The sequence below is a fragment of the Pantoea sp. sgz302252 genome (assembly GCF_042610525.1).
Classification (GTDB): Bacteria; Pseudomonadota; Gammaproteobacteria; order Enterobacterales; family Enterobacteriaceae; genus Erwinia.
This window is the reverse complement of sequence record NZ_JBHDVM010000020.1, coordinates 1-17,080: the sequence shown is the minus strand read 5'-3', so window position 1 is coordinate 17,080 and position 17,080 is coordinate 1. Positions and strand designations below refer to the sequence as shown.

Genomic DNA, 17,080 nt, shown 5'->3' with positions numbered 1-17,080 from the left:
CTCAGCCTCTGCCGCTATTAAGCTGCCGTATTGCTGCAAAAAACAGAGGCTCGTCCGAGCTTTTTTAACTTTGTCAGCAGTCTGGGGTCAGGCTTGCCTGGCCTTTTTTATGGTGCTAAGGCCTCTTTCAGGAAACGCAACTTGACCACGCTCGAACAAACCATCGGCAATACGCCACTGATTAAACTTCAGCGGCTGACGCCGGACAACGGCAGTGAAATCTGGCTAAAGCTGGAGGGCAATAATCCCGGCGGCTCGGTGAAAGATCGTGCTGCGCTGTCGATGATCCAGCAAGCGGAACTCCGTGGCGAAATTCGGGCTGGCGATCGGCTAATTGAGGCGACCAGCGGTAACACCGGTATCGCGCTGGCGATGATTGCGGCGATGAAAGGCTACCGTCTGAAGCTACTGATGCCGGACAATATGAGCATGGAGCGCCAGGCAGCTATGCGAGCCTATGGCGCTGAATTAATTTTAGTCAGCCGTGAGCTGGGCATGGAAGGCGCGCGCGATCTGGCCCGCGAAATGGAAGCGCGCGGTGAAGGCAAAGTCCTCGACCAGTTCAATAATCCCGATAATCCGCTGGGCCATTACGCTGGCACCGGCCCGGAAATCTGGCGGCAGAGCGCCGGACGCCTGACGCACTTCGTCTCCAGCATGGGGACGACCGGAACCATTACCGGCGTGGGCCGTTTTTTGAAAGAGCAGAGCACGAGCGTGCAAATCGTTGGCCTGCAGCCTGCGGAAGGCAACAGCATTCCCGGCATTCGCCGCTGGCCGGAAGCCTATCTTCCCGGCATCTATCGTCCTGAACTTATCGACCGCATCCTGGATATGACCCAGCTGGAGGCCGAGGAAACCATGCGCCTGCTGGCCCGTCGCGAAGGCATCTTTTGCGGCGTCAGTTCCGGCGGCGCGGTGGCTGGCGCGCTGCGTATCTCCCATGAGCAGCCCGGCAGCATCATCGTGGCGATAATTTGCGATCGTGGCGACAGATACCTTTCTACCGGCGTACACAATTCGCCTCTTTAGCGCGCCGATTTTTCGGGCCGCTTTATTCTTTTCTTTTCAGCCTCTCACTCGCGGTTACACTGTAAGGATTGGGTAAAACCTGCTGCTATTCTTTGAGCAACAGGTGAAAATAGCGCCTGGTCTACAGAGAGATGACGCATGAAAATTTTACTGGTTGATGACGATCTGGAGCTGGGCACCATGCTCAGCCAGTATCTGATTGCCGAAGGGTTCGACGCCACCCTGGTGCTGAGCGGCAAAGCAGGTATCGAAGGGGCGCTGTCGGGCGACTACAGCGCGATGATCCTGGATATTATGCTGCCGGATATGAGCGGCATCGACGTGCTGCGTCAGGTACGGCAGAGCGGCCGCCTGCCGGTAATTATGCTCACCGCGAAAGGCGACAACATCGATCGCGTAATCGGCCTGGAAATGGGCGCCGACGACTATATGCCCAAACCCTGCTACCCGCGCGAGCTGGTTGCCAGACTGCGTGCAGTGCTGCGCCGGGTCGAGGAACAGCCGGTAATAGTAGAGAATAAAGAAGTGGCCAGCTGGGGGGCGCTGACCCTTAACCCGGCAACGCGTATCAGCGAATGGCAAAAACAGCCGTTTGACTTAACCGCTTCAGAATTTAACCTGCTGGATCTGCTGCTGCGCTCGCCGGATCGCGTGGTTTCCAAAGATGAGCTGTCGGAAAAAGGGCTGGGCCGCCCGCGCGAAGCCTACGACCGTAGCGTGGACGTGCATATCAGCAACATCCGCCAGAAGCTTTCTGCCTTAACCAACGATGCGATCACCATTGAGACCGTGCGCAGCATAGGCTATCGCATCCGATGAGGGCGGGTTTTCGCGGGCTGCTGTTCTGGAAAATCCTGCTGGGCTTCTGGCTGACCTTCCTGATCATGAGCCAGCTGCTCTGGCTAAGCTTCTCCGTTTACGGCAAGCACCGCGAGCCGCCGGAAAACCTTGCCGCAAGGCGCATCGTTAATTTGCAGATGACCTCGGCGGTTTCGGTACTGCAGCGCGGCGGCATGGAGGCGCTCAACGATATGATGGCGGACTGGTCGGATAACGATCGCCGCTTCTTCTCCGTGCAGCTAATGAAAAGGCCGCCGCAGGAGCTGCCGCGCGGCGATCTCAATCGCGATTTGCGTCCCGGCGAATTTCCTAAAGAAGTTATCGAATGGGTAACCGGCGCCGATGGCAGGCAATACCAGCTGCGCTACGACGTACAGGCGCTGCGTGAAGACAGCAATATGACCGGCGGCCACCGGAGTTTCCTGAACATCCCGGAGCCGATGCTGTTTATGGCCGGTGGCGGCGGCCTGCTGTTCAGCCTGTTCCTCGCCTGGAACCTGACGCGGCCGATGCGCCAGCTGCGCGAAGGTTTCGATCGCGTCTCCAAAGGCGATCTTTCCGTACGGCTCTTTCCTAAAATGCGCCGCCGTCACGACGAGCTGTCGGTGGTGGCGCAGGATTTTGATGCGATGATCGAACGCCTGGCGGTGCTGGTCAGAGCGCGCGAAGAGCTGCTGCACGATGTCTCTCACGAACTGCGCTCGCCGCTGGCGCGCCTTCAGCTGGCTACCGGGCTGGCACGGCAGACGCCGGAATCGGTAGGGCAGTCGCTGGACAGAATCGACGAAGAGGCCCGTCGGCTGGATAAAATGATCGGCGAGCTGCTGACGCTGTCGCGTGCCGAGCACCTGAGCGTGCCGGACGAACAATATTTTGATCTGCTGGGCCTGCTGGAAGCGGTAGCCAATGATGCACGCTACGAAGCTCAGGTGCCCGGCGTGGAAATCCTGCTTTATGCCGACCAGAACAGCGACTATACGGTAAAAGGCGACGCCAAGCTGATCCGTTCAGCGGTGGAAAACGTGGTGCGTAACGCACTGCGTTTCTCCGTCCAGGGACAACAGGTTAAAATCTCTCTGCATCAGGAAAGCGGCTGGCTGACAATTAACGTTAGCGACCAGGGGCCGGGCGTGGATGCCGACAAGCTTTCCAGTATTTTCGACCCCTTTGTGCGGGTTAATTCACCGCTTTCCGGCAAAGGCTACGGGCTGGGGCTGTCTATCGTGCGCAAGGTTATCCTTGCTCACCAGGGCGAGGTCAGCGCGGTCAACGGCAAAAATGGCGGGCTGGAACTCACCATCAAATTGCCACACTGGGTGGTTTAGCTTAATAAGGATGTTATTATTGCCTGAAACGTTTTATTCATATTTATGAGGTAAAAGATGAATAAAGCAGCACCCAGTAAGCAACAGGAAGTGCAGCGTATCGTCGATGCAATATCTAATGCGATCGCTCAGCATCGGCTTAAGCCAGGCACACGGCTGATTGAAACTCAGGTGGTCGAAGTGCTGGACGCGAACCGTAATCATGTGCAAAGCGCGCTTCAGCGCCTGGCGATGCAGCATATCGTAACCATAGAGCCGCATCGTGGCGCTATGGTCGCCAAACCGGAGGCGCGCGAAGCTCGAGAGGTCTTTACCGCACGCCGTGCGGTAGAGAGCGCAATTATCGCCGCTATCACGCCAGAGAACATGCAGCGTCATCAGCAGGAGCTGGCCAAACAGCGCCTGGCAGAAAAAGAAGCTATCGCCAACAGCAATCGGCTGGAGATCGTGCGGCAGCTCACGCAGTTTCATCTGCTGCTGGCTAAAATCAGCGATAACCGGGTACTCAGCGAAATCCTTGCCAATCTCACGGTGCGCAGCTCGCTGATTGTCGCGCTCTATCAACGCAATGAAAACCCCAGCTGCCACTGTGAACAGCACAGCTCGATCGTCGCCGCGCTACAGGAAGGGGATATCGACAGCGCACAGCGGCTGATGGCGCATCATATGGACGAAATGGAGCAGCAGCTGGCGCTGGATGAAGAGCCGGAGACGCCCAGCCTGTGGGAGGCGCTGGCCTGAAAAAAAAGGCCGCCCGATTGCTCTGGCGGCCTTTATCTTTACGCGGCAGCTTACTTTTTGATGCGGATCACCGGGGTTTCGCCAACGGTAACGCTACCCGTCAGTTTCACCAGCTCTTTGATCTCATCCATATTGGAAATCACTACCGGCGTCAGCGTGGATTTCGCTTTTTCTTCCAGCAGAGGCAAATCAAACTCGATGACGACGTCACCTTTCTTCACCTTCTGGCCTTCTTCAGCGATACGCTTAAAGCCTTCACCCTTCAGTTCAACGGTATCAATCCCGAAGTGAACGAACAGCTCAATGCCGCTGTCCGATTCAATGGAAAATGCATGATTGGTTTCGAAGATTTTACCAATGGTGCCGTCCACAGGCGCCACCATCTTATTGCCGGCAGGTTTGATAGCGATACCGTCGCCAACAATTTTCTCCGCGAACACCACGTCCGGCACATCTTCGATATTAACGATTTCCCCGGATAGCGGTGCTACGATCTCAATGGCGCCAGATGCGGTGTCTGACTTATCGCCAAAAAGTTTTGAAAACAAACCCATGATCTTCTCCTAAGCAGTAATATTTGGCCAGCGCTTCTGGATCTCAGCAGAGTGTTTTTTCTTCAATGAACTTGTTGACCAGATTCATTAACTCTTCCGCTGTGGGTTGAGCCAGAGCCTGTTCTGCTAACGCCTTAGCATCTTCAAAATTCGTATTACGAATAATTTTTTTGATGCGCGGGATAGAAATGGCACTCATGCTGAATTCGTCCAGCCCCATTCCCAGTAACAGTAGTGTAGCACGTTCATCGCCCGCCAGCTCGCCACACATCCCTGTCCATTTCCCTTCAGCATGAGAAGCATCAATAACTTGCTTGATCAGCGTCAGCACGGAAGGGGTCATTGGATTATACAAATGCGAAATTAAATCGTTACCGCGATCCACCGCCAGCGTGTACTGGGTCAGGTCGTTGGTACCGATACTAAAGAAATCTACCTCTTTTGCCAGGTGGTGCGCAATGGCGGCTGAAGCCGGTGTTTCCACCATGATGCCTGCTTCGATCTTCTCGTCGAAGGCTTTGCCTTCCGCGCGCAGCTGCGCTTTTAGCGTTTCCAGCTCTGCTTTCAGCGCGCGAACTTCTTCAACGGAAATTACCATTGGGAACATGATGCGCAGTTTGCCGAAGGCCGAGGCGCGCAGAATGGCGCGCAGCTGGGCGTGCAGGATTTCCGGACGATCCATCGCGATACGGATCGCGCGCCAGCCCAGGAAAGGGTTGTCTTCTTTCGGCAGGTTCATATACGGCAGGTCTTTATCGCCGCCGATATCCATGGTGCGCACGATAACCGCCTGAGCGCCCATTGCTTCCGCCACGGCTTTGTAGGCCTGGAACTGCTCTTCTTCGCTTGGCAGCGAGTCGCGATCCATAAACAGGAACTCGGTACGGTACAGGCCCACGCCTTCCGCGCCGTTGCGCTCTGCGCCCGCTACGTCACGTACGGTGCCGATATTGGCGCAAACTTCCACCTGATGGCCGTCAAGCGTGATGGCTGGCAGATCTTTCAGCTTGGCCAAATCGTTCTTTTCAGTCACATACTGATTATGGATAGCTTTTAATTCGTCGATCTGCTCCGGCGTTGGATTAACATAAATATGGTTGTTTACGCCGTCCAGAATCAGATAATCGCCATTCTTCACCTGGGAAGTAACATCGCCGGTACCGACGATAGCCGGCAGCTCCAGCGAGCGCGCCATGATTGAAGTATGGGAAGTGCGGCCGCCCAGGTCAGTGATAAAGCCCAGTACCTTATTCAGGTTCAGCTGCGCGGTTTCAGAAGGCGTCAGGTCTTTGGCGACCAGCAGGACCTCTTCCGCGATGGCGCTGAGATCGACGATATGCAGGCCCAGGATGTTCTGCAGCAGGCGTTTGCCGATGTCGCGCACGTCCGCCGCACGCTCTTTCAGGTATTCGTCGTCCAGTTCTTCCAGCGCTTTGGCCTGGCCTTCGATCACCGAGTACACCGCCGCGTCCGCAGAGGCCAGCTCGTCTTTAATCAGGGCTATGATTTCCTGCTCAAGCTCTTCGTCTTCCAGCAGCATGATATGGCCTTCGAAGATGGCCTCTTTCTCTTCACCAAAGGTTTCTCCGGCTTTGGTTTTGATCGCTTCAAGCTGCGCGGCGGCTTTGCTGCGGCCTTCGAGAAAACGCTGAACTTCCTGCTCAACCTGGTCGGTAGTAATTTTTTTCCGGTTAATGACAATCTCATCTTCTTTCAGCAGAAGCGCTTTGCCAAAAGCGATACCCGGTGATGCTAAAATACCTGAAATCATAACCCTACCTTTTTTAATAACTGATTATCGCGAGCGAGAAACCCGGCGGCCACCCGCAGTTGACCGACGCTCTACTGTATGAAAACAACAACGCGGACATGCTGTCCGCGATCAAGAATGTTGCAGTAAAGTGGCGGTCGCGTAGATAAAGCTAACGCTTATTCGAGTTCGGCCATCAGTTTGACCAGGTGCTCAACGGCTTTCTGCTCGTCTTCGCCTTCTGCGGAAAGCGTTACCACGGTGCCCTGAGTCAGGCCCAGCGTCTGCAGCTTGAACAGGCTTTTAGCGCTGGCGGATTTGCCGTTAGAGGTCACGGTGATTTCAGAGACGAACGCCTTGGCTTCTTTAACAAACTGAGCGGCAGGACGAGTGTGCAGGCCATTTGGCGCGGTGATGGTAACTTCTTGCTGGAACATGTTGTTTCCCCAACTTAAATTTATTTGGTTTAGTCGTATCCAAAGTCTAGCCTGGCGGCGGAACTTTGGCCTGAATCTCTTGCGCAGGCTTGCCTGTGGAAACGCGCTGAAAAGAGACAGATAGCGCGCGATCGAAACCGGCTACCGGCTGCGCTTTTACCATCCTCATTATGCCGTGCTTTGGGCAATCGCGCCAAATCGGTAAATCGATTCAGCTAAGGGCAATTCGCGCGGCGATTAATTTTGAGGTGTGAAATAATTGGTTGCTTAGATACCAGACCCGGGCGGGTAAAAGCAATGTGGAAGGTGGTAAAAGTTTGACGCGCTCCACAAAAAAGCACCCTTATGGGTGCTTTTTCAGACAGTTTTTAGCCTACTGCTGCAGTTCTTTCTCGGTAAAGAGATCGGCAAACAGGGCGGTACTCAAATAGCGTTCGCCGGAAGAGGGCAGGATCACCACGATATTCTTGTTGGCGAAAGCTTCATCTTCCTGCAGTTTCAGCGCGGCGGCAACGGCAGCGCCGGAAGAGATACCAGCCAGGATGCCTTCTTCTTCCATCAGGCGACGCGCCGTGGAAATAGACTCTTCATTGGTGATCGCTACCACGCGGTCAACCAGATTCAGATCCAGGTTGCCCGGAATAAAGCCAGCGCCGATGCCCTGGATTTTATGCGGGCCAGGTTTGATCTCTTCGCCAGCCAGCGCCTGGGCGATAACCGGGGAATCCGTTGGCTCTACGGCTACCGAGATAAGATCTTTTTTACCTTTGGTGTTTTTGATATAGCGGCTGACGCCAGTCAGCGTACCGCCTGTGCCTACGCCCGCGATAAATACGTCAACCGCGCCGTCGGTATCTTCCCAGATTTCCGGGCCGGTGGTTTTTTCATGAATTTCCGGGTTGGCCGGGTTGCTGAACTGCTGCAGCAGTACAAACTTGTCCGGGTTGCCCGCGACAATCTCTTCTGCTTTAGCGATAGCGCCCTTCATGCCTTTGGCGCCTTCGGTCAGGATCAAATTCGCGCCCAGCGCTTTCAGCAGCTTGCGACGCTCTACGCTCATGGTTTCGGGCATGGTCAGCGTCAGCTTATAGCCACGCGCGGCGGCTACATAGGCCAGGGCAATACCGGTGTTGCCGCTGGTCGGCTCGACCAGCTCAACGCCGGGTTTCAGAATGCCGCGCTTTTCCGCGTCCCAAATCATGTTCGCGCCGATGCGGCATTTGATGCTGAAGCTCGGGTTACGGGACTCGACTTTGGCCAGAATGCGTCCGTTACCAATGCGGTTCAGGCGAACCAGAGGCGTATGACCGATTGTTAACGAATTGTCTTCATAGATCTTACTCATAACCCGTCCTTAACTGTATGAAAAATGTGAACGGTCACAGCATACCCGGTTCACTTTTTCAAGGAAGTGAAGAAATAGTATATACATATGTTTTGCAGCAATAAGGGTTAAGCAAAAGGCATAAGCCCTATTTCACCAGCCCCAGCGAGCCACGGTAGCGGTCAACCCACATGGCGGTGGCCCCGCAAACCGCCACCGGCATAATTGCCAGATTCAGGATTGGGATCATCGTAAACAGGCTGACCAGCGCGCCGAACTGCATCACATCCGTTTTATGCTGCTTCAGCGCCGTGCGCATCTGCCGGAAGCTCACTTTATGGTTGTCGAAAGGGTAGTCGCAGTACTGGATAGAGAGCATCCAGGCGCTGAATAAAAACCACAGCACGGGCGCAACCGTCTGGCCGAAGCCGGGAACGAAATAAAGCAGCAGCAAGACCAGCGCGCGCGGCAGATACCAGGCCAGCTTTTGCCACTCGCGCTTCATAATACGCGGCATATCTTTCACCATGCCCATCCAGCCGCTGTCAGGCATGGGCTTGCCGGTAAGTTTTGCCTCAAGCTGCTCGGCCAGCAGCCCACAAAAAGGCGCGGCTATCCAGTTAGCGATCGTTGAAAAGAAATAGCTGAACACCAGCAGGATAAAAATAACCGTCAACGGCCAGAAGATATAGTTCAGCCACTGTAGCCAGTCAGGCACGTAAGCCATCAGCTCAGGCAGCCAATGGCCTAACTGAAAAAACAGCCAGATAAAAGCGCCGCCCATCAGCAAAAAATTGAGTACCAGAGGCACGATCACAAAGCGGCGGATGCCGGGCAGCCGGATCAGCTGCCAGCCAGCGGTAAAATAGTGGATTCCGTTGCCGGAAGCGCCAGTACGGTGAGTAGCCATGTTCTGCTTTCCTTAATTTAGCGACCTGAGCGCGGCTATCATAACTCAGCACTTTGCGCGGGTCAGAAGAGATTTGCGCGAAAAAACAGCAAATAAGCTTGTCGTTTTACGCTTATTTGTCAGAAAATACTGCACGGACTTGCACTTGTGCAGCGGGGCAAATACAGTTAAGGGATAAAGTTTGCCGCGGTGGCAAGGTATTGGAACAACAGAGAATACAATGATGCAGGATTTGCGTCTGATATTAATCGTTGTTGGCGCGATCGCTATAATAGCGCTACTGCTTCACGGCTTCTGGACCAGCCGTAAAGAGCGCTCATCCGTTTTTCGCGATCGTCCTCACAAACGTTTAAAACAGGATAGAGAAGAAGCTTTTAACGACGTCGATAGCGACGAGGAAGCGCCGCGCGCCAAAACGCCGCGCACGCGCAAGGCAGAAGAGGAGCCGGTGGTCGGCAGCTTCGAAGAGCAGGCGCCGCCGCGCCCGGTGAAGCCGCGCGCCCAGCCTGAACCCGTTCGTCATCAGCCCCACGTAGAGGAATCTCCCGAGCTGGATCCGCTGTTCGGTGGCGATCTGCCACAGGAAGCCGACTATGACGACGAGCCGCATGCGCCCGTAGGCCGCAGAGAGCCGGAAGCGCCGCGCGCGCCTCAGGTTCAGCAGCCCGTGCCGCAGCAGCCTTCGCCAGTACAGCCGCAGCAGGTTGACCCACAGCCTGCGCCGGAACCTGAGCCAGCCCCTGAGCCGCAGCCGGAACCTCAGCCAGAGCGTCCGGTAGCGCCGCAGGAGAAACCCAAAGAAACGGTGCTGGTGCTGCACGTTAGCGCGCACGCTGGCGGCATGCTGAACGGCGAGGCGCTGCTACAGGGCGTGCTGCAGGCAGGCTTCCAGTTTGGCGAAATGAACATCTTCCATCGTCATCTCAGCCCGGCGGGCAGCGGCCCGGTGCTCTTCAGCCTGGCGAACATGGTGAAGCCCGGCTCGTTCAATCCTGACGAAATGACGGATTTCTCCACGCCTGGCGTCTCTATCTTTATGATGGTGCCTTCCTATGGCGACGCGAATCAGAACTTCAAGCTGATGCTGCAGTCCGCCCAGCGCATCGCTGACGATGTCGGCGGCGTGGTGCTGGATGATGAACGCCGCATGATGACGCCGCAGAAGCTGGAGAGCTATAAAAACCGCATTCGTGACGTTATTGAGGCGAACGCCTGAGTTAAGCTCCACCCTCTTTTCTACAAAACCCCCGCCAGCCGGGGGTTTTTTATCTCTATGGTGCCGCTATGGAATCCGTACAAGACAAAATTATCGCGCTGCAAACCACGCTTCGCCATTATGAATACCAATATCACGTGCTGGACGAGCCGGTGGTGCCGGACGCCGAATACGATCGCCTGATGGGCGAGCTGCGCAAGCTGGAAGCCGAACATCCCGAACTGGCCACGCCCGATTCGCCTACCCAGCGCGTAGGCGCCGCGCCGTTAAGCGCATTTGAGCAGGTGCGGCACGAAATCCCTATGCTCTCGCTGGACAACGCTTTCGATGAAGAGAGCTACCTGGCGTTTAACAAGCGAGTGCAGGACAGACTAAAAAGCGTTGATGAAATCACCTTCTGCTGCGAGCTAAAGCTGGATGGCCTGGCGGTCAGCCTGCTGTATGAAAATGGCCTGCTGGTAAGAGCAGCCACGCGCGGCGACGGCACTACGGGCGAAAATATTACTTCAAACGTTCGTACTATCCGCGCCATCCCGTTACGGCTGCATGGCGATAATATTCCGGCGCGCGTAGAGGTGCGGGGCGAAGTCTTTATGCCGCAGTCGGGCTTCGAGGCGCTGAACGAAGAGGCGCGCCGCACCGGCAGCAAGGTTTTCGCCAATCCGCGCAATGCGGCGGCGGGTTCGCTGCGTCAGTTGGATCCCCGTATTACCGCTAAGCGCCCGCTGACCTTCTTTTGCTATGGCCTGGGCCTGCTGGAAGGCGGCGAGATGCCGCGTAGCCATTTGGGCCGTCTTGAACAGTTTAAAGCCTGGGGCCTGCCGGTCAGCGATCGCGTGCGCCTGTGCCATACGCCAGAAGAGGTGCTGGCCTTTTACCGTAAGGTCGAACAAGACCGCGCCACTTTGGGCTTCGATATCGATGGCGTGGTCATCAAAGTCGACTCGCTGGATCTCCAGGAGCAGCTGGGCTTTGTGGCACGCGCGCCGCGCTGGGCAATAGCTTTCAAATTCCCCGCGCAGGAGCAGATGACGCACGTGCGCGACGTTGAGTTTCAGGTTGGCCGTACAGGCGCGATTACGCCGGTAGCCAGGCTGGAGCCTGTACAGGTTGCAGGCGTGATGGTCAGCAACGCTACGCTGCATAATGCGGATGAAATCGACCGTTTGGGTTTACGCATCGGTGACCGGGTAATAATCCGCCGCGCGGGCGATGTTATCCCGCAGGTCGTTGGCGTTATTGAAGCCGAACGGCCGGAAAACGCCCGAGAGGTCGTTTTCCCTACGCACTGTCCGGTTTGCGGCTCAGACGTAGAGCGAGTGGAAGGCGAAGTAGTGGCGCGCTGTACCGGCGGTCTGATCTGCGGCGCGCAGCGCAAAGGCGCACTAAAGCACTTTGTCTCCCGCCGCGCGATGGACGTAGACGGCATGGGCGATAAAATCATCGACCAGCTTGTAGAAAAAGAGTATGTCAAAACGCCAGCCGATCTCTACAGGCTGACGGCAGGCAAGCTGACCGGCCTGGATCGTATGGGGCCGAAATCGGCGCAAAACGTAGTGGACGCGCTGGAAAAATCAAAGCACACCACGCTGGCCCGTTTTCTCTATTCGCTGGGTATCAGCGAAGTAGGCGAGGCGACGGCAGCCAATCTGGCCGCGCATTTTGGCTCGCTGGAAAGCATCATGAACGCCGATCTGGAGGCGTTGATTGCTGTACAGGACGTAGGTAAGGTGGTAGCCGCCCATGTGCGCAATTTCATGGACGAGGAGAGCAACCGTGAGGTTATCCGTCAGCTGGTGGAAGATGCTGGTATCAGCTGGCCAGCGGTTGCTGTAGTGAAGCCGGAAGAGATCGACAGTCCCTTTGCCGGAAAAACCGTAGTGCTTACAGGTTCGCTGACGCAGCTATCGCGGGACGAAGCCAAAGACAAGCTTGCCGCGCTGGGCGCGAAAGTAAGCGGCAGCGTCTCGAAAAAAACCGATTTGGTCATAGCAGGCGAGGCCGCCGGTTCCAAGCTGGCGAAGGCGCAGGAGCTGGGCATTGCGGTCATTGACGAAGCGGAGATGATTCGACTGCTGGGTGAATAAATGGAAAAAGAACACCTGATCGAAATAGCCAATACCGAAATGCCCTTTGGGAAATACAAAGGGCGTTCGCTAATCGATTTGCCAGAGCCTTACCTGCTGTGGTTCGCCCGCAAGGGCGAATTCCCGGCGGGCCACCTGGGCGAGCTGCTGCAAATGACGCTGGCGATAAAAATCGAAGGCCTGGAAGGGCTGATTAAGCCGCTGAAAAAACCCTGAATAAAGGGGGAGCTGTTCCCCCGTACTCTATTTCTGCGATTCAATAACCGCCTTGCCGGTTTTCTTCTGGCTCTCCGCCTGTTTTTCGCCCGCCTTTTTATAGCGCTGCGCCAGCATTGAGCAAACCATCAGCTGCACCTGATGGAAGATCATCAGCGGCAGCACGATAATCCCCACGGCGGCGGAAGGAAACAGAATGTTCGCCATCGGCACGCCGTTCGCCAGGCTCTTTTTCGAGCCGCAAAACAGAATGGTTATCTCATCCGCGCGATTAAAACCAAACAGGCGGGCTGCCAGCAGATTAATCGCCAGCGCCACAAATAGAATGCCAAGGCTACCGATCAGAATATAGAGCAGGGTAAGCGCGCCAACGCGATGCCAGATACCATTAACTACGGCTTCGCTAAAGGCAGAGTAAACAACCAGCAGAATCGAAGCCTGATCCGTTTTGCCAATCAGCCCGCGATGTTTCTCCACCCACTCCGCAATCCAGCGGCGCGAAATATGGCCCAGCACAAAGGGTACCAGCAATTGCAGCATAATACTGCCGATCTGCGACAGGCTACCGCTGGCAGCATCGTTATGCACATTCATCACCAGCCCGACCAGCAGCGGAGAAATAAACACGCCCAGCAGGCTGGAAGCCGAAGCGCTGCAGACTGCCGCCGCCACGTTGCCGCCTGCCAGCGAAGTCAGCGCAATAGCGGATTGAACGGTAGCGGGCAGAATGCAGAGATAAAGAAAGCCGGTATAGATTTCCACGCTGACCGGCAGCGGATGCCACCAGACAAACAGCAGGCCAAGAATAGGGAAGATCACAAAGGTACTGATCATTACCCATAAATGCAGCCGCCAGTGGCCGCCGCCCGCAATAATTTTTTCACGCGACAGTTTGGCACCGTGCATAAAAAACAGCAGCGCGATAGCGGCGGTGGTCAGCCATTCAAAGAAAGAAACAAAGTGGCCCCGCGCGGGCAAAAACGTCGCCAGCAGCACGGTGATAATCAGTTTAACCATCATAGGGTCAAGCCGGAGAAAACGCATTGTTAACGCCTCGTTAAAAAAATCATGGCGCTATTGTGCGTCAGCCGGGTTTAGAAATAAAATTGATTTATTGAATTCATATATGAGCCGAATAGATGAATTACACCCTCAGACAGCTGCGCGTTTTTGTCGCCGTTACGCAGCAGGGCAGCTTTAGCCAGGCGGGACAAATGATCGGCCTCAGCCAGTCGGCGGTCAGCCACAGCATCAAAGAGCTGGAAAGCGAAATGGGCATCCGTCTGCTCGATCGCACCACGCGTGAGGTAGTCCTGACCGAAGCGGGCGTACAGTTAGCCAGCCGTCTGGAACGTCTGCTGGAAGAGCTCAATACCACGCTGCTGGATGTTCGTAGCTATGGACACCAGCGCAGCGGCACGGTAAGGGTGGCTGCCAGCCAGACGATATCCGCGCATCTGATGCCGCAGTGCCTGGCCGCCAGCCAGTTAAATTACCCCGAAATCAAAATCATGCTACGCGATCGGCCACAGCAATGGGTGCTGCAAAGCATCCGCAATGCGGAAGTAGATTTCGGCATCGCCATCGGGCCGCTTCAGGTAGAGGATTTAGAGTGCGAGGCAATTCTGGACGAGCCTTTTTTGCTGCTCTGTCGTCAGGACGATCCGCTGGCCGCCGAACAGACAATCCGCTGGCAGATGCTCAATCAGCGGCTGCTGGTGCTGCAGGATTACTCTTCAGGCAGCCGGGTACTGATCGACGAAGCGCTGCGTTTACAGCAGGTACAGGCGGAAATAGTGCAGGAGATAGGCCATCCGGCCACGCTTTATCCGATGGTGGAGGCGGGCATAGGCATCAGCATTTTACCCGCGCTGGCGCTGCCGCTGCCGCAGGGACGGCCGCTGATGGTAAGAAGAATGACGCCGGAAATTAACCGCTCAATTATGCTGGTCAGACGGAAAAACCGCTCGCTGACGCCCGCAGCGGAAGCGATTTGGCAGGAAGTGCGCCAGCAGGCAGCCCTGCTGACGCAGCAACGGGAACTCGCGCCAGCGTTTTAAATATAAACGTTAAGCGAGTTGGTCGCGGTCGGACGGTTTACGCCGTCGGCGACCTTGCTGTAGGCCGAGGCAGAATCCTGCTTAGTTTCCTGCTTATCCTGAGCTTTCTGCGTCTGAGCCTGCTCAAGCTGGGCAATCTGCGCTTCAATCATCTGGATCTGGTTTTTGATCAGCTGCTCCTGCTCCGTTTTCTGCTCGTCGGTAAGCGTAGTGTCCTTATCCAGCGTTTTCAGCTGATTCTGCAGGCTAACCACCTGCTTATTCAATGAGGCGATTTTAGAAGTAGAGGCGCTGCCCGACCCGCCGGAACCAATGGAAGTGTTTGTACTGGTAGTAATAGTTGTCATTGCTATCTCCTTTGTAATAGACCAATACGGTTATCGGTAGGCAAATCAGGAGACTTGACCACGCAAATCGTAAAAGAAGTGATAAGAATTCGAAAGCGAAGCGGGAAGAGCCCTGCACGGATAAGTATTCGTGCCCGAACAGCGGTTAAACTCACAGCGGGTTCTGCGCAATATTTCATATTTATAGTTACGCTCGTCTGGTCGCTACAGAAGTCAGTTCAATATGAAATAACATAAGAAATATTACTTCAGTCTCAGTTTTAGTGATTTTATTTTATCAGGGTAAATATTCCTTATAGTAACTATTAAAACCTCATCTTTCCTCGTGCCTGAAGATGCCGCCGAACTTTAATCAAAATACCCTCACCATATTATTTGCTAATAGCCTGTTCTTTTATAAAAATCGCCGTAAAACAGAATAATTATTTAAATAAGGTGCTTTTGGGTTTTTGTTATTGATTCTTATACTTTTTTATTGATATCCCCGTCTTAATACCCTAAGGAAAATCCGATAGGATGCGTACGCAATTGACTGATTTATAAGGGAATTGTTATACCTTAACTCGAGGTCAGTAGTGCTGTTGTTTTTCAGGGATTACCTGTTTGTGACGCTAATAACCAGGCGTGAAAATAATATTTTAAAGGGACGGTGTTATTTGGGCTTTTCTGTGCCGGGGTTTTCAATGGAAGGAATTAGCAGGCCATAGTCTTGCTTGTTAGCAACGGATGCTATGACAAATAGAAACATAAATATGGGGAGGAGATGATGGTATAGAAATATGACCTGAGTGGAGTTGTCGTCACCTGCAAACCGGGCCGGTTTATCAAATCGGAACCGTAAAATTAAATACTTTTATCTCAATTAATAATGATCGAGGAGTTACCTATGTCTTCTACTTTAACGCAATCTATTTTGTCTCTTAACACCATTACCTCTGCGCTGAAATCAGTAACCAGCGGCGGCAGCGACAGCTCTGTCACCCAGCTGCAAAATACCCTGGCCCAGATCACTTCTGTTGTGACTAATCTGCAGAACGAAGGCAAGGAATTTGTCACCTCTACCACTGAGGCGCTTAGTAATATCAAGCCGGAAGATGCGACAAAGCCTTCTACCTACAGCGATCTGTTGAAAGAAAACGTGGCTAATTTTTCAGCGACGGTGGACAGCGCTATTCAAACCATCGCGCCGCTGAAGGATTCGGTGGCAAGTTCAGGCAATCTGCTGCAGAACACCATCAGCGGACTGACCTCACAGCTTACTTCGCTACAGGGTACGCTTGCCGGCAACCAGGCTTCTCTGGATAAAGCGCAGAAAAGCTATAGCCTGCTGAGCGGCCTGGGCGCTTTGGGTGGTTTGTCTGGCCTGGCCGGAGCGCTGGAGCTGGTGAAAAAATGGCAGAGCGTGCTGGCTGGCAATCAGCAGACTTTCCAGGATCTGCAGACGACGCTGGCGGAAAAAACCAAGCTGGTTGACCTGGTGGGTTCTGCCAACGGCTCTACGGCGGATATCTATAACATTCTGCCGGGTCTGTCGACTATTCTGCATTTCCTGCAGAATGATTTAGTCAGTCAGATCGCCAATATTAACGAAGACTCTGCAGCCGCGGCTGTGCCGGTTATCGTTAGCACCATTACCGGCGCGCTGTCTGAAATTAGTGGCTCGCTGAGCTAACTAATTTATTAGCTACAACCCAGGGCCCAGGCTCTGGGTTTTTTTTTGCCGCGCCGCCAGTAGATTAAGGTGGTGGCATAGCAAAAAGGCGCCTTTAGGGCGCCTCCAGACTGCTGACAAAGCTAAAAAAGCTTGAGTGAACAACTGTTTTTTTACAGCAACTCTGCAGCTTGATAGCGGCAGAGGCTGAGCGGATAAGCGGACCGTTTGGCGCATGGACGCGCCAACCGAGCCCACAGGGACCGTGTTCACGGCGTGTCCGTGTTCCGATCTGCCTCTGCTGCTCTGCCACTGATTTAAACGCGACCTGGGGTTTGTCATCAAACCTTTTTACACTGGTGGGTCGTGCAGGATAACCTGGCTAAAGCCTCGCCCTTCGGGTCATTGCTTTCAGCAACGCTGTCTCCCTTTGGTCGACTCGACCTGCTGCAGGTTCGAACCCTGCCCGCATTACGCATAGCAAAAAGGCGCCTTTAGGGCGCCTTTCTACACTGGTGGGTCGTGCAGGATTCGAACCTGCGACCAATTGATTAAAAGTCAACTGCTCTACCAACTGAGCTAACGACCCG

The 17,080-nt window shown here is 54.5% G+C and carries 17 protein-coding genes, 1 tRNA gene and 1 other RNA gene; 9 read left to right on the top strand and 10 right to left on the bottom strand.

The features are described 5' to 3' along the window. Nucleotides 1-141: 141 nt before the first annotated feature. The 4 genes from cysM (at nucleotide 142) to ACETPC_RS22775 (ending at nucleotide 3,938) form a co-directional block, all read left to right on the top strand. Nucleotides 142-1,032, top strand: a complete 891-nt coding sequence (gene cysM, locus ACETPC_RS22790; protein ID WP_380184746.1) for a cysteine synthase CysM — start codon at nucleotides 142-144, stop codon at nucleotides 1,030-1,032. A gap of 138 nt (nucleotides 1,033-1,170) precedes the next feature. Further along, the gene (locus tag ACETPC_RS22785; protein ID WP_380184745.1) at nucleotides 1,171-1,851 is read left to right on the top strand and encodes a response regulator transcription factor; all 681 of its coding nucleotides are present in this window, start codon (nucleotides 1,171-1,173) and stop codon (nucleotides 1,849-1,851) included. Beyond that, nucleotides 1,848-3,197: an ATP-binding protein gene (locus tag ACETPC_RS22780; protein ID WP_380184744.1), complete on the top strand. Its 1,350-nt coding sequence runs from the start codon at nucleotides 1,848-1,850 to the stop codon at nucleotides 3,195-3,197. Before ACETPC_RS22785 ends, ACETPC_RS22780 begins: the two co-directional genes overlap by 4 nt. Nucleotides 3,198-3,254: 57 nt before the next feature. Beyond that, on the top strand, nucleotides 3,255-3,938 hold the full coding sequence (locus tag ACETPC_RS22775) for a GntR family transcriptional regulator (RefSeq protein WP_380184743.1): 684 nt from the start codon (nucleotides 3,255-3,257) through the stop codon (nucleotides 3,936-3,938). Between the two features lie 50 nt (nucleotides 3,939-3,988). Here the strand turns inward: ACETPC_RS22775 and crr are convergent, their stop codons facing one another. The 6 genes from crr to cysZ all read right to left on the bottom strand — a co-directional run bounded on the left by crr (nucleotide 3,989) and on the right by cysZ (nucleotide 8,913). Further along, complete coding sequence (gene crr / locus ACETPC_RS22770; RefSeq protein ID WP_336144195.1) at nucleotides 3,989-4,492, bottom strand: PTS glucose transporter subunit IIA; 504 nt, start codon at nucleotides 4,490-4,492, stop codon at nucleotides 3,989-3,991. Nucleotides 4,493-4,535: 43 nt separating this feature from the next. Next, a complete protein-coding gene (gene ptsI, locus ACETPC_RS22765; protein WP_380184742.1) occupies nucleotides 4,536-6,263 on the bottom strand; it encodes a phosphoenolpyruvate-protein phosphotransferase PtsI in 1,728 nt (575 codons plus the stop codon). A gap of 158 nt (nucleotides 6,264-6,421) precedes the next feature. After that, nucleotides 6,422-6,679 (bottom strand): phosphocarrier protein Hpr, encoded by a 258-nt coding sequence (ptsH, locus tag ACETPC_RS22760; protein WP_125289603.1) that lies wholly within the window; start codon nucleotides 6,677-6,679, stop codon nucleotides 6,422-6,424. Nucleotides 6,680-6,725: 46 nt separating this feature from the next. Further along, nucleotides 6,726-6,848, bottom strand: a complete 123-nt coding sequence (locus ACETPC_RS22755) for a hypothetical protein (protein WP_380184741.1) — start codon at nucleotides 6,846-6,848, stop codon at nucleotides 6,726-6,728. 204 nt (nucleotides 6,849-7,052) lie between these two features. Next, nucleotides 7,053-8,024, bottom strand: a complete 972-nt coding sequence (gene cysK / locus ACETPC_RS22750) for a cysteine synthase A (protein ID WP_380184740.1) — start codon at nucleotides 8,022-8,024, stop codon at nucleotides 7,053-7,055. A 127-nt stretch (nucleotides 8,025-8,151) separates the two neighbouring features. Further along, entirely contained in the window at nucleotides 8,152-8,913 is a 762-nt protein-coding gene (cysZ, locus tag ACETPC_RS22745) for a sulfate transporter CysZ (RefSeq protein WP_380184739.1), read from the bottom strand. Between the two features lie 220 nt (nucleotides 8,914-9,133). On the opposite strand from cysZ, the gene zipA reads away from it, so the two are divergent. From zipA to ACETPC_RS22730, 3 genes are all read left to right on the top strand, one after another. Then, a complete protein-coding gene (gene zipA, locus ACETPC_RS22740; protein WP_380184738.1) occupies nucleotides 9,134-10,129 on the top strand; it encodes a cell division protein ZipA in 996 nt (331 codons plus the stop codon). Nucleotides 10,130-10,197: 68 nt separating this feature from the next. Beyond that, nucleotides 10,198-12,216: an NAD-dependent DNA ligase LigA gene (ligA, locus tag ACETPC_RS22735; protein WP_380184737.1), complete on the top strand. Its 2,019-nt coding sequence runs from the start codon at nucleotides 10,198-10,200 to the stop codon at nucleotides 12,214-12,216. Then, nucleotides 12,217-12,432: a DUF3820 family protein gene (locus ACETPC_RS22730; RefSeq protein ID WP_380184736.1), complete on the top strand. Its 216-nt coding sequence runs from the start codon at nucleotides 12,217-12,219 to the stop codon at nucleotides 12,430-12,432. A 27-nt stretch (nucleotides 12,433-12,459) separates the two neighbouring features. On the opposite strand, the gene ACETPC_RS22725 is transcribed toward ACETPC_RS22730, so the two are convergent. Beyond that, nucleotides 12,460-13,476 carry a bile acid:sodium symporter family protein gene (locus ACETPC_RS22725; protein WP_380184735.1) on the bottom strand — a complete coding sequence of 339 codons (1,017 nt, stop codon included), beginning with the start codon at nucleotides 13,474-13,476 and terminating at the stop codon, nucleotides 12,460-12,462. A gap of 95 nt (nucleotides 13,477-13,571) precedes the next feature. On the opposite strand from ACETPC_RS22725, the gene ACETPC_RS22720 reads away from it, so the two are divergent. Further along, a complete protein-coding gene (locus tag ACETPC_RS22720; protein WP_380184734.1) occupies nucleotides 13,572-14,492 on the top strand; it encodes a LysR family transcriptional regulator in 921 nt (306 codons plus the stop codon). Here the strand turns inward: ACETPC_RS22720 and ACETPC_RS22715 are convergent. Next, entirely contained in the window at nucleotides 14,489-14,839 is a 351-nt protein-coding gene (locus ACETPC_RS22715) for a FlxA-like family protein (protein WP_380184733.1), read from the bottom strand. The genes ACETPC_RS22720 and ACETPC_RS22715 overlap by 4 nt on opposite strands. A gap of 886 nt (nucleotides 14,840-15,725) precedes the next feature. Between ACETPC_RS22715 and ACETPC_RS22710 the strand changes: the two genes are divergently transcribed. Continuing rightward, a complete protein-coding gene (locus tag ACETPC_RS22710; RefSeq protein WP_380184732.1) occupies nucleotides 15,726-16,511 on the top strand; it encodes a hypothetical protein in 786 nt (261 codons plus the stop codon). Nucleotides 16,512-16,847: 336 nt separating this feature from the next. Here the strand turns inward: ACETPC_RS22710 and ACETPC_RS22705 are convergent. Together ACETPC_RS22705 and ACETPC_RS22700 are read right to left on the bottom strand one after the other, a co-directional pair. Continuing rightward, a non-coding RNA gene (locus tag ACETPC_RS22705) (RtT sRNA) lies at nucleotides 16,848-16,972 on the bottom strand. 31 nt (nucleotides 16,973-17,003) lie between these two features. Beyond that, nucleotides 17,004-17,079, bottom strand: a tRNA-Lys gene (locus ACETPC_RS22700). Nucleotide 17,080: the final 1 nt, after the last annotated feature.